Source organism: Methylobacterium sp. WL119 (assembly GCF_008039875.1).
Taxonomy (GTDB): Bacteria; Pseudomonadota; Alphaproteobacteria; order Rhizobiales; family Beijerinckiaceae; genus Methylobacterium.
In genome coordinates, this window is the sequence record NZ_VRUU01000130.1 from 1 (window position 1) to 11,808 (window position 11,808).

General features: G+C 72.5%; 12 protein-coding genes and 1 pseudogene. 6 read left to right on the plus strand and 7 right to left on the minus strand.

Annotated features, from left to right (window positions below):
* Positions 1 to 220, minus strand: a pseudogene (locus FV227_RS25725) (hypothetical protein); the annotation flags it as partial.
* Positions 221 to 418: 198 nt separating this feature from the next.
* On the opposite strand from FV227_RS25725, the gene FV227_RS25730 reads away from it, so the two are divergent.
* On the plus strand, positions 419 to 1,303 hold the full coding sequence (locus tag FV227_RS25730) for a CoA ester lyase (protein WP_147729473.1): 885 nt from the start codon (positions 419 to 421) through the stop codon (positions 1,301 to 1,303).
* A gap of 118 nt (positions 1,304 to 1,421) precedes the next feature.
* Positions 1,422 to 1,817: a hypothetical protein gene (locus FV227_RS25735; protein WP_147729474.1), complete on the plus strand. Its 396-nt coding sequence runs from the start codon at positions 1,422 to 1,424 to the stop codon at positions 1,815 to 1,817.
* A 232-nt stretch (positions 1,818 to 2,049) separates the two neighbouring features.
* On the opposite strand, the gene FV227_RS25740 is transcribed toward FV227_RS25735, so the two are convergent.
* Genes FV227_RS25740 through FV227_RS25750 form a run of 3 tightly spaced genes read right to left on the minus strand, consistent with a single transcriptional unit; the run spans position 2,050 to position 5,491 of the window.
* Positions 2,050 to 2,820, minus strand: a complete 771-nt coding sequence (locus FV227_RS25740; protein ID WP_147860221.1) for a class I SAM-dependent methyltransferase — start codon at positions 2,818 to 2,820, stop codon at positions 2,050 to 2,052.
* 59 nt (positions 2,821 to 2,879) lie between these two features.
* Positions 2,880 to 3,185: a hypothetical protein gene (locus tag FV227_RS25745; RefSeq protein WP_147860222.1), complete on the minus strand. Its 306-nt coding sequence runs from the start codon at positions 3,183 to 3,185 to the stop codon at positions 2,880 to 2,882.
* A complete protein-coding gene (locus tag FV227_RS25750; RefSeq protein ID WP_147727908.1) occupies positions 3,182 to 5,491 on the minus strand; it encodes an FdhF/YdeP family oxidoreductase in 2,310 nt (769 codons plus the stop codon). Before FV227_RS25750 ends, FV227_RS25745 begins: the two co-directional genes overlap by 4 nt.
* A gap of 161 nt (positions 5,492 to 5,652) precedes the next feature.
* On the opposite strand from FV227_RS25750, the gene FV227_RS25755 reads away from it, so the two are divergent.
* On the plus strand, positions 5,653 to 5,934 hold the full coding sequence (locus FV227_RS25755; RefSeq protein WP_147727907.1) for a hypothetical protein: 282 nt from the start codon (positions 5,653 to 5,655) through the stop codon (positions 5,932 to 5,934).
* 80 nt (positions 5,935 to 6,014) lie between these two features.
* Here FV227_RS25755 and FV227_RS25760 read toward each other — a convergent pair whose 3' ends face one another.
* Together FV227_RS25760 and FV227_RS25765 are read right to left on the minus strand one after the other, a co-directional pair.
* Positions 6,015 to 7,103, minus strand: coding sequence for a quinone-dependent dihydroorotate dehydrogenase (locus tag FV227_RS25760; RefSeq protein WP_147727906.1), 1,089 nt, complete (start codon positions 7,101 to 7,103; stop codon positions 6,015 to 6,017).
* On the minus strand, positions 7,100 to 7,447 hold the full coding sequence (locus FV227_RS25765) for a DUF952 domain-containing protein (protein ID WP_147843452.1): 348 nt from the start codon (positions 7,445 to 7,447) through the stop codon (positions 7,100 to 7,102). The genes FV227_RS25760 and FV227_RS25765 overlap by 4 nt, the downstream gene beginning before the upstream one ends.
* A 189-nt stretch (positions 7,448 to 7,636) precedes the next feature.
* On the opposite strand from FV227_RS25765, the gene FV227_RS25770 reads away from it, so the two are divergent.
* The 3 genes from FV227_RS25770 to FV227_RS25780 all read left to right on the plus strand — a co-directional run bounded on the left by FV227_RS25770 (position 7,637) and on the right by FV227_RS25780 (position 10,808).
* Positions 7,637 to 8,269: a helix-turn-helix transcriptional regulator gene (locus tag FV227_RS25770; protein ID WP_147727904.1), complete on the plus strand. Its 633-nt coding sequence runs from the start codon at positions 7,637 to 7,639 to the stop codon at positions 8,267 to 8,269.
* A gap of 336 nt (positions 8,270 to 8,605) precedes the next feature.
* Positions 8,606 to 9,697: an ATP-binding protein gene (locus FV227_RS25775; protein ID WP_147727903.1), complete on the plus strand. Its 1,092-nt coding sequence runs from the start codon at positions 8,606 to 8,608 to the stop codon at positions 9,695 to 9,697.
* A 142-nt stretch (positions 9,698 to 9,839) separates the two neighbouring features.
* Positions 9,840 to 10,808, plus strand: a complete 969-nt coding sequence (locus FV227_RS25780; protein WP_147860223.1) for a TIM44-like domain-containing protein — start codon at positions 9,840 to 9,842, stop codon at positions 10,806 to 10,808.
* 34 nt (positions 10,809 to 10,842) lie between these two features.
* On the opposite strand, the gene rsmA is transcribed toward FV227_RS25780, so the two are convergent.
* Positions 10,843 to 11,706, minus strand: coding sequence for a 16S rRNA (adenine(1518)-N(6)/adenine(1519)-N(6))-dimethyltransferase RsmA (gene rsmA, locus FV227_RS25785; RefSeq protein ID WP_147860224.1), 864 nt, complete (start codon positions 11,704 to 11,706; stop codon positions 10,843 to 10,845).
* Positions 11,707 to 11,808 lie beyond the last annotated feature (102 nt).

An 11,808-nucleotide genomic window follows, 5' to 3' on the forward strand; every position in this document is an offset into this window, starting at 1 on the left:
GGCGGGCGCGCCGCATCCGCGGGCGCCGCGCCCGCTCGCTCGAGGAGCCGACGACGCCCCCGATCACCGCCCCCGCGACCGCCCCGATCGGGCCGGCGACCAGGGCGCCGGCGACCGCGCCGGAGCCGACGCCGACCACCGTGTTGCTGGCGGCCGAGGCCGTCTCCGGCAGGGCGAGGCCCGCCGTCAGCATCAGCCCTAAAAGTGCGTGTCGCAGCATGGTCTTGACCTTCGATCGGTGGCGTTTCCCCAGCCCTTGGCCGCGGAACGTGACCAAAGCGGGGCCTGGCCGTTGCACGAACGACACGGCGTCGGCGGTTTCGATTGCGCCGGAATTTCCGGGTTTCGGCGCCGCGGCCCCTGGTCAGGCGAGTGCGTTGCGGTAGGGTCGCGCGATTTTATCCGGGGTCCCAGCCGAATGTCCGATCTCCGCCTCCGCCGCAGCGTCCTCTACATGCCGGGCTCGAACCAGCGTGCGCTCGACAAGGCGAAGACCCTGCCGGCCGACTGCCTGATCCTCGACCTCGAGGACGCGGTCTCGATGGAGGAGAAGGATCTCGCCCGCGATCAGGTCTGCGCCGCGGTCAAGAGCCGTGCGTACGGCGACCGCGAGCTGATCATCCGCGTCAACGCCCCCCAGACGCCGTGGGGAGAGAAGGACCTGCGCGCGGCGATCGAGGCGCGGCCGGACGCGATCCTGATGCCGAAGGTGTCCTCGCCGGCCGTGCTCGAGAGCATCGCCGACCACCTCGAGGCCCTCGACGCGCCGGACGACATCGCGGTCTGGGCGATGATCGAGACGCCGGCCGCGATCCTGAACATCCAGGACATCGCCCGCGCCAGCCGCGACCGGCGCACCCGGCTCACTTGCTTCGTGCTCGGCACCAACGACCTGGCCAAGGACACCTGGGCCCAGCTCGTGCCCGGCCGCGTGCCGATGCTGCCGTGGATGATGTTCACCCTCGCCGCGGCCCGCGCGTCCGGGCTGACGATCCTCGACGGCGTGTGGAACGACATCGGCGACGTCGAGGGCTGCCGCGCCGAGTGCCGTCAGGCGCGCGACCTCGGCTTCGACGGCAAGACGCTGATCCACCCCAACCAGCTGGAGCCCGCCAACACCTCCTTCGCCCCGACCGAGGAGGAGGTCCGCCGCGCCCGTCTCGTGCTCGAGGCCTTCGACCGGCCCGAGAACGCCAAGCGCGCGGCGATCAAGGTCGAGAACCGCATGTACGAGCGCCAGCACGTCGGCATGGCCAAGCGCGCGGTGACGTGGTCGGAGGCGATCAAGGCCAAGGGGCAGTGAGGGGACGGGCGGCCGACGAATGGCCGCTTTCGGGAAGCGCCGATCCGCGTGAAACGCGCAACGCGCACCACACGCCGTAGCCATCTCCGACGCTGCGGCAACGCGAAGGGTCAAGCTCATGCTGAGCGCGATCTCTCGACCACTGGCGGCCGCTCTCGCGGGAAACGCCCTGCATGGAACCGTAGCGCTCGCGCAGCCAGCCGGGTGCGGCAAACTTCAAGAGATGCTCGAGGAACGCAGGGCGTTCGTGGCGGCGGTGAATGCCGGTTCGAAGTCGGCGATCACGAAGACGCCTGAGGCGACCTGCGCACTGTTCGGTGATCTGCAGCGGAATGGCGCCATTGCGATCGCCTGGATCGAAACGCATCGGGCGTGGTGCGCGATTCCCGACGCGTTCGCCGAACGCTTCAAGGCCGATCAGATGAAGACCCTCGCGATCGGCGATCGGGCGTGCGGCCTCGTTCGCCCCGCGCCTCTGCAGATCGATCCGCTGCCGGCTCATCCGAGAGGATGACGGCGCCGATCGTGGCAATCGTCGTGTTCGCTTCGGGGAAAGAGCTGGAGCATTCCAGGGCGAGGTTGCTTCCGGTTCGCGTGCAGAAAACGCGATCTCTCAAATGGAGCCATTCCCGTGATCCAGGGATCACGGACATCGCTCGGGAGTTCGATATTCCTCCCGCGATGAGGTCTCCCCTTCCTGGCTCGTGACAACGTCCTGGGCTGTTCCGGCATCAAATCGCGACCGGTCAGCCCGATGCCGTGCAGTGGAACGCCACCGTCTCGTAGGGGTAGGCCACGCTGTCGTGCCTGGCGAGGTCCGGCGTGGCGGCGATCAGCCCCCGTATCTCGGCGGCGACGGCCGCCTGCTCGCTCGGGGGCAGGGCGGCGATGAAGCTGACCGAGAGCGCACGGCCGACGATCACGTCCTCCGGCGGTCCGACGTGCCGGTGCGGCAGGCGCCGCTCGTGCAGGGGGCCGAAGCCCGGGCCGGGGAACACCGCGCGCCAGTTTTGCGTGCGGTAGCGCGGGGTGTCGTCCTCGTGGGCGTCGACGATCCGCGTCAGCGCCGCGACCCAGGGCACGGATTCGTCGCACACGTTCCAGACCAGCCCGAGCGTGCCGCCGGGGCGGAGCACGCGGCGGATCTCGGCGAGCGCCGCCGGGGTGGAAAACCAGTGGAAGGACTGCGCGCAGACGACCGCGTCCATCGAACCGTCCGCGAGGGGGATGGCCTCCGCATGCCCCGGATGCGCCGCGACATCGGGATTTCGCGCAACGAGCCGTGCCAGCATCGCCGGCACCGGCTCGACGGCGACGACGCGCGCCCCGGTGGCGGAGAGGCGCGGGGTGAACTTTCCGGTGCCCGCGCCGAGGTCGAGCACGGTGCGGCCGGGGCCGAGCCGCAGGTCGTCGCGCAGCCAGCCGGCGAGGGCGGGCGGGTAGTCCGGGCGCCCGCTGACGTAGGTGTCGGCCTGGGCGGCATAGCCGGCCGCGGCCGACCGGTGGATCGTGTCCATCCCGAGCCCTCGCTTCCCTCGAACGCTGCCCCACGGGTTCGCCGCCCCGCAGGCAGGCGTCAAGCCGGGTCGGCCGCCGCGGCGGCGACCAGGGCCGTGCCGTCCCCGGTCAGCGCGTAGTGCGCCCGGCCCGACCGGGCGTCGCGCCGGCCCACCGCGAGGAGCCCGGCTTCCTCCAGGGCGGTGACGGCGCGCAGCGCGTGGGCGTGGGCGACGTCGAGGGCCTTGGCGAGGCCGCGGCTGTCGGCGGCCAGGCCGCCCTGTGCCGCCGCCAGCAGCACGGCCTCGATCGATCCGAGATCCGGCCGCCGGCGGGCGATCGCGTCGACCAGCGCGAGGAACGCGGCGTCGTCGGCCTCGCTCAAGCCGCCGCGGCCGCTTCCGCGCGCCCGCGCACCGTGACCAGCACCGACTTCGAGGTCGGCGTGTCGCTCTCGGCGCCGAAGGTCGAGAGCGGCACCAGCACGTTGAGCTCGGGATAGTAGCCGGCCAGACTCCCGCGCGGCATGTCGAACGGCACCAGCCGGAAATCCTCGGCGATGCGCGACGTACCGTCCGCATGCAGTCCGACCACGTCGACCCGCTCGCCGAAGCTTTCACGCAGGGTCGCGAGGTCGTCCGGGTGGCAGAAGATCACCCGGCGCTCGCCGTAGACGCCGCGGTAGCGGTCGTCGAGGCCGTAGATCGTGGTGTTGTACTGGTCGTGGCTGCGGAAGGTCTGGAGCACGAAGGTGTTTTCGGCCGCCGAGGCCACCTGATGCTCGGTCGCCTCGGGGAGCGCGTCGGCGGAGAAGTTGGCGTGGCCGGTGGCGGTCTCGAACACCCGCTCGGCGGCGAGATTGCGCAGCATGAAGCCGCGCGGGCGCCGCACCCGGACATTGTAGCCGGTAAATCCCGGGATCGTGCGCTCGATCCGGTCGCGGATGCGGTCGTAATCCTCGGCCATTTCCGCCCAGTCGATCCGGCCCGAGCCGACGGTGGCCGCGGCCATGCCGGCGATGATCGCGATCTCCGAGCGCAGCTCCTTCGAGGCCGGCTTGTTGATGCCGCCCGAGCCGTGGACCATGCTCATCGAATCCTCGACGGTCACGATCTGAGTCTTGCCGGCGGCGTTCCGGTCGATCTCGGTGCGCCCGAGGCAGGGCAGCACGTAGGCGACCCGGCCCGGCACCAGGTGCGAGTGGTTCAGCTTCGTCGCGATGTGGACGGTCAGCTCGCACGAGGCCAGCGCCTTGGCCACCAGGGCCGTGTCCGGCGTGGCGCGGGCGAAGTTGCCGCCGAGGCCGATGAAGGCCTTGGCGCTGCCGTCGAGCATCGCGCCGATGGCAGCCAGCACGTTGTGGCCGTGCCGGCGCGGCGCTGCGAAGCCGAACTCGCGCTCGAGCGCGTCGAGCAGGGCGGCCGGGGGCTTCTCGTTGATGCCGACCGTGCGGTCGCCCTGCACGTTCGAGTGGCCGCGCACCGGGCACAGGCCCGCGCCGGGCCGCCCGATGTTGCCGCGCAGGAACATCAGGTTGGCGATCTCGCGCACCGTCGCCACCGAGTGGCGGTGCTGGGTCACGCCCATCGCCCAGGTGGCGATCGACTTCGACGAGGCGACGTAGATCGCCGCCACCTCCTCGAGCACCGCGCGGGCGAGGCCCGACTGGTCCTCGATCGCGTCCCAAGTGGTCGCGTCGACCGCGGCGCGGTAGGCGGCGAGGCCTTCGGTGTGGCTGTTGAGGAAGGCGCGGTCGAGCACCGAGGGGCGGCCGGCGGCGAGCGCCGCGTCGTCGGCGGAAAACACCGCCTTGGCGATGCCGCGGAAGGCGGCCATGTCGCCGCCGAGCCGCGGCTGCAGGTAGTGGCTGGCGATCGGCCGGCTCGCGCCGCGCAGCATCTCGACGGTGTTCTGCGGGTCGGCGAAGCGCTCCAGGCCGCGCTCGCGCACGGGGTTGAACACGACGACCTTGGCGCCGCGCTCGGCGGCCTTGCGCAGGTCGGCCAGCATGCGCGGGTGGTTGGTGCCGGGGTTCTGCCCGACGACGAAGATCGCGTCGGCCTTCTCGAAATCCTCCAGGAGCACCGTGCCCTTGCCGATGCCGATGGCCTGGCCGAGCCCGATGCCGCTGGCCTCGTGGCACATGTTCGAGCAGTCGGGGAAGTTGTTGGTGCCGTAGGCGCGGGCGAACAGCTGGTACAGGTAGGCGGCCTCGTTCGAGGCGCGGCCGGAGGTGTAGAACTCGGCCTGGTCCGGGTGGTCGAGGCCGCGCAGCGTCGCGCCGATCTCGGCGAAGGCCGCGTCCCACGTCACCGCGACGTAGCGGTCGCTCGCGGAATCGTAGCGCATCGGATGGGTGAGGCGGCCCTCGCCTTCGAGGGCGTAGTCGCTCCAGCCGCGCAGCTCGGTCACGGTGTGGCGCGCGAAGAACTTCGGCGGCGTGCGCTTGTCGGTGGCCTCCCACGACACCGCCTTCACGCCGTTCTCGCAGAACTCGAACGACGAGCCGTGCTCCGGGTCGCCCCAGGCGCAGCCGGGGCAGTCGAACCCGTCGGGCTGGTTCGCCTTGAGCAGGGCGCGGGCACCCGAGAGCGGGGAGCGGCTGCCGAGGAGATGCTTGCCGCAGCTCTTCAGCGCGCCCCAGCCGCCTGCGGCCGAGGAGCGCTTGGGCGTGGCGACGGGGTCGGTCATGACGGGGCCTGAATCGGGTTTCGCGCGTGGCGATCACGCACTTGCGAGATAAGAGACCGCGTGGGTGCTTCTCAATCGTGCCCCGGCGCACCCCCCTCATGCGTCCGGCACGCGCGCATTTTTAACGGTTCTCGTTTCCGGACACGGCGAAGGGTCGGTCGATGCAGGCACGGGTTCGGATCGTCGCGGCGCTGGCGGCCGGCTGCGCGGTCGCGATCGCGATGATGGCGCACGACCGGGCCCGGGATGCCGCCTGGGCCGTCACGGCGAGCCAGATCGCCGACGCGCGGGCGCACGGCAAGCCAGGGGTGGAGATCGCACCCGGCCGCTTCGTCACGGAGCCGCTCCCGAGCGAGGGGGCCGCGCTGCTGCCGGTGAAGTGGGGTCTGATCGGCGCCGTCGTCGCCGGCGCGGTGCTGGTCGGGACGCGGCGGCGTGCGTGAGCGGACGGCAAGCGCTCCCGTGACTGCAAACGAAGCCGCGCCCTCCCTCCCCCCTCTGCGGGGGAGGGAAGGGCGCCGGTCTAAGCCGCCTTGGACAACGCCGTCGCGTCGCGCCCGACGATCTCGGCCAGGCTCGCCAGCCCCTCCGCCCGCATCCGCTCGAGCAGGCCGCGCTTGATCGTGGAGACGAGGCCGGGGCCTTCGTAGACCAGCGCCGAGTAGAGCTGCAGCAGGCTCGCGCCGGCGCGGATCTTGGTCCAGGCGGCCTCGGCCGAGTCGATGCCGCCGACGCCGACCAGGGGCAGCCTGTCGCCGACGCGCCGGTAGGTCTCGGCCAGCATCCGCGTCGAGGGCGCGAAGAGCGGACGGCCGGACAGGCCGCCGGCCTCCCCCGAGAGCTTCGTCTCGGTGAGCGAGGCCGGCCGCGCGATCGTGGTGTTCGAGACCACGAGCGCCTGAACCCCGCGGCGGATCGCGGTCGCGCAGATCGCGTCGAGCGCGTCCAGCGTGACGTCGGGCGCGATCTTCAGGAGGATCGCGGCCTTCGTGCCGTTCCGGGCCGCGGCCGCGTCGCGGGTCGCGACCACGCGGGCGAGCAGGTCGTCGAGGAAGGCCTCGCCCTGGAGGTCGCGCAGGCCCGGGGTGTTGGGCGACGACACGTTGACGGTGACGAAGTCGACCAGCGGCGCCAGCCGCCCGGTGCAGGCGACGTAGTCGGCGAGCCGGTCGGTCGCGTCCTTGTTGGCGCCGATGTTGACGCCGACGATCCCCGGCCGCCCGGCCCGTGCCCGCAGGCGCTCGGCGACGACGTCGAGGCCGGCGCTGTTGAGCCCGAAACGGTTGATCACCGCCCGGTCGCCGGGAAGCCGGAACACCCGCGGGCGCGGGTTGCCGGGCTGGGGCTTCGGCACCACGCCGCCGACCTCGACGAAGCCGAAACCCAGGCCGAGCAGGGCGTCGGCCGCCTGCGCGCCCTTGTCGAAGCCCGCCGCGAGCCCGACCGGATTTGGAAACCGCCGGCCGAACACCTGGACCGCGAGCCGAGCATCGTCGGCCGGCGGCGTGCGCGACGGCAGCAGGGTCAGCGCGCGAACGGTGAGGTTGTGTGCGTGCTCCGCGTCGAGACGGTGGAGGGCCGGGCGCAGCAGCGGGAACAGGGCGCCGATCATGCCGGAATCTCCGCGGGCAGCGCGGGCACGCCGTCGGGTCCGAGCGGCAGCGCGCTCACGCTGCGCACCGCGTCGAGGGGCAGGTCGCCGTAGAGGTGCGGGAACAGATCGCCGCCGCGGGAGGGCTCGAACCGCAGCGCGGGGCCGAGCGCCTCCGCCTCGACGGCGACGAGCACGAGGTCGTTCTGACCGGAAAAGTGCCGCCGCGCGGTCTCCGCGAGCTGCGCGGCTGTGGAAAAGTGGATGAAACCGTCGGCCCGGTCGATCCCGGCGCCGGTGAACCGGCCGAGGCCCTCCGCGTCCCGCCAAAGCGTCTCGGGACAGATCTTGTAGATCAGCGTCATCGCGGCACCCGGTCTCCGATGCGCCGTCGATAGGGTGCCGGGCCGCCTCCTGGCAACCGTTTCGGGGTGCGATCGGGCCAGCGGAACGGCGTGGATCACCCATTCGGCCGATTGCCTTTTTCAATCCGTAGTTCTACTTTCCTACAACTAGGCCGTGCGTCTCAGCGGTCGTTTTCGCCTTGGTCACGCATGCTGTCCCACGAGCAGATTTGGAATGCCATCGACCGTCTGGCCGAGCGCCACGGCTTTTCGCCATCCGGCCTCGCCCGACGTTCCGGCCTCGACGCCACCAGTTTCAACCGATCCAAGCGCGTCGGCGTCGACGGCCGCAAGCGCTGGCCCTCCACCGAGTCGGTGTCGAAGGTGCTGGCCGCGACCGGCGCCAGCCTCGACGACTTCCTGCGGCTGATCGAGGCGCGCGAGGGGCCGCCGCGCGCGACCGTTCCGCTGATCGGCCTGACCCAGGCCGGCGCCGGACGCCAGTTCACCGACGAGGGCATGCCGACCGGCGGCCCCGGCTGGGAGGAGATCGAGTTTCCCGATCTCGGCGAGGAGCGCGCCTTCGCCCTGGAGGTTCAAGGCGATTCGATGCTGCCGCTGTTCCGCGACGGCGACGTGTTGATCGTCTCGCCGTCGGCCGGCGTGCGCAAGGGCGACCGCGTGGTGGTGCGGCTGCATTCCGGCGAGGTGCTGGCCAAGGAACTCCGCCGGCGCACCGCGCGCACGGTCGAGCTCGCCTCGCTCAACCCCGAGCACGAAGACCGCAACCTCAACGTCGGCGAGATCGCCTGGATCGCCCGGGTGATGTGGATCCGGCAGTAGAGGCTGTCGGGGGGCGGTCGGTCCTCCGCTCCGTCGTCCCGGGGCCGCGCAGCGGAGCCGGGGATCCAGACCCGTCGGCGGCGCTTTTCCGAGCACGGCCTGCGGTTCTGGATTCTGCGTGCGCCTTCGGCGCCGCGGAATGACGCGATTGTGTTGAAGGGCCTGAGGCCCGACGCAGCCCCGGATGGGGCCTGCGAGAGACGGCGGACCCGCTTCTGCACTTGAGCGCCCGACCGCCGCCGCGTCCCGCGGCCGCGCTTCAGGCTTGGCCGTCCGGCGCGATGCGGCTATCGCTGAGCGCGTCGGGGCCGTCGCTCCGCGAGGCCGGACGAGAGCATGGCAGAGCCCGACGCGGACGCCTTCGACGAACCGGCGATCGAGGCCGGCTGGACCGCGCTGCTCGATGCCGCGGCGCCCGCCTTCCTGTTCGACCCGCGCCGGCCCGACGCGCCGATCGTGCACGCCAACCCGGCCCTGCTGCACCTCGCCGGGCTGGAAGCCGCGGCCCTCGTCGGGCGGAACGTCCGGCTTCTGGCGGCCGACCGCCGCACCCTCGACGACGGCGCCGAGTTCCTGGCGGCGCGCGGCGACGGCTCCACCTTCTGGGCACGCCTGACCCTCGGTCCCATCGCCGGGAGCCCGTACCGCCTCGGGCAGGTCTTCGACGTGACGCGCCGGCGCGACGCCGAGAGCGCCCTGGTGCTGTCGCGACAGCGCGAGGCGCTGGGGCTGCTCACCAACAGCGTCGCGCACGAGTTCAACAACTTCCTCCAGATCCTGATCGGCTACATCGACGGGCTGAAGCGCCGGCTCGGCGACAGCCAGGAGCCGTTCATCCAGCGGGCGATGAGCCGCTCGACCGACGCCACCGAGCGTGCCGCGATCCTCACGCGCCAGCTGCTGGCCTACTCGCGCAAGATCGCCCCCGACGTGCGCCCGATCGACCTCGACGCGCTCGTCGCCGCGACCGCGGAGCGCCTGCGCCCCGGCCTGCCCGCCGGCGTGCGCCTGGAGGTCGCCGGCACGCCCGGCCTGCCGCGGGCGATCAGCAACCCGCTCCAGGTCGAGCTGGCGCTCGGCCACGTCGTCACCAACGCCTGCGAGGCGATGCCGGACGGCGGCACGATCCGGATCGAGAGCTTCCACATCGCACCCGGCGACCGGTCGGTCCAGCGTCCGGAGGACGGCGCGGTCGGCATCCGCATCGCCGACACCGGCGCCGGCATGTCGCCGGAGATGCTGGCCCGGGCGCTCGCACCCTTCGCCACTAGCCGCGAGGCCGGCCGCGGGGCGGGGCTCGCCATCGTCCACGGGCTGATGAAGCGGCAGAACGGCACCATCGCCCTGGACAGCCGGGCGGGGGAGGGCACGCAGGTGCGGCTGGTGTTTCCGGCCGCGCCCGAGCGGGCCGCATCCGGCCCGCACTGACGATTCGTTCGCGATGCTGCGGAAAACATCGCGGACCGACGGACTAAAACCCCGCGCCCCGCGTCACCATCTTAATCGTCGGCGCTCGCGCCAGGACGTTTGACGACGTCCACGACGTTTCGAGATGATTAGAGGCGTATCGATGCTCACCTCCACCACGCGCCGCAAGCGTGCGGCGACCATCCTGGCGCTGGCGGCCGCGCTGACGGTCGCGGCGCCCGCCGTCGAGGCCCGGCCGGGCGGCGGCGCCAGCATGGGCTCGCGCGGCTCGCGCACGTTCAACGCGCCGTCGGCCACCACGACCGCCCCGAGCGCGGCGCCGATGCAGCGCACCCAGACGCAGCCCTCGCCGGGCATGACCAACCCCGGCATGCAGGCCCCTGCCGCGCGCCCCCGCTTCGGCGGCGGCTTCATGGCCGGCCTGCTCGGCGCCGGCCTCCTCGGCGCGCTGCTCGGCGGCGGCTTCTTCGGCGGGCTCGGCGGCATCGCCTCCATGCTCGGCCTGCTGCTGCAGGTCGGCCTCGTGGTGCTGCTCGTCTCCTTCGCGGTGCGCTGGTTCCGCCGCCGCAACGGAGAGCCGGCCGCCGCGGGCGCGCCCTACGCCCGTTCGGGCATGGATCCGAACGCGGCCGGGGGCGGCAATCCCGGCCTCGGCGGTTCGGCCGGCGCCGGCGGCATGATGGGCGGCGCCCAGCGTCCGCCGCAGCAGCGCCCGGTGCAGATCGGCCCGAACGACTTCCAGTCGTTCGAGCGCCTGCTCAACGAGGTCCAGGACGCGTATTCGCACGAGGACATGGTCGGCCTGCGCAACCTCGCGACGCCGGAGATGGCCGGCTACTTCGAGGAGGAGCTGCGCGGCAATGCCGCCCGCGGCGTCGTCAACCGCATCTCGGACGTGAAGCTGCAGCAGGGCGACCTGTCGGAATCGTGGGGCGAGGGCGCGCAGGACTTCGCCACGGTGGCGATGCGCTACACCCTGAAGGACGTGACGATCGACCGGAACAGCAACCGCGTCGTCTCCACCGAGCCGGGCGAGGCGACCGAGTTCTGGACCTTCGTGCGCACGCCCGGGCGCCCGTGGATCCTCTCGGCGATCCAGCAGACCCGCTAAGACGCCACGCTTCGACGAAACCGGCCGGCGTCCCTCACGGGGCGCCGGCCTTTCTATGCGCGTCCCACAGGTTGGCGAGCCGGACGAAGCCGGCCACCGGCACCTCCTCGGCCCGCGCGGTCTCCGCGATGCCGGCCTCCGCGAGCAGGGCGATCGGCTCCGGCGTCAGCCCCTTCAGGCTCTGGCGCAGCATCTTGCGGCGCTGCCCGAAGGCGGCGCGCGTCACCGCCTCGAGCGCGCCCGCCCGGCAGGGCAGGGGGGTGGCGCGCGGGACGATGCGCACGACGCTCGAGGTCACCTTCGGCGGCGGCACGAAGGCGGAGGGCGCCACGTCGAACAGGATGTCGCTCTGCGTGCGCCAGCCGCACAGCACGCCGAGGCGGCCGTAATCGGCCCGCTCCGACTCGTCGGCGACGATGCGCTCGGCGACCTCGCGCTGGAACATCAGCGTGGCGGAATCCCACCACGGCGGCCAGGCCTCGCCTTCGAGCCAGCCGGTGAGCAGGGCGGTGCCGACGTTGTAGGGCAGGTTCGCCACGATCCGCGCCGGCCCGTCGCCGATCAGCGGCCGCGGGTCGAAGGCCAGGGCGTCGGCGTCGACGACCGTCAGCCGCCCGGGATGGTGCGCCGCGATCTCGGCCAGGGCCGGCAGGGCGCGGGGATCGCGCTCGACCGCGATCACCCGCGCGGCGCCCTCGGCGAGCAGCGCCCGCGTCAGCCCGCCGGGCCCCGGCCCGACCTCCAGCACGGTCACGCCCGCGAGCGGGCCGGCCGCGCGGGCGATCCGCCCGGTGAGGTTGAGGTCGTACAGGAAGTTCTGGCCGAGCGCCTTCTTCGGCTCCAGCCCATGCCGCGCCACCACCTCGCGCAAGGGGGGCAGGCCGTCGGGGGCGGTCATGAGGAGCGTGAGTCCAGGTGTGCGCCGACACGGCTCAGGTGCCCGCGTCTCCCTCCCTCCTCTGCGGGGGAGGGTGGGCCTCGCGTTAGCGAGGGCCGGGAG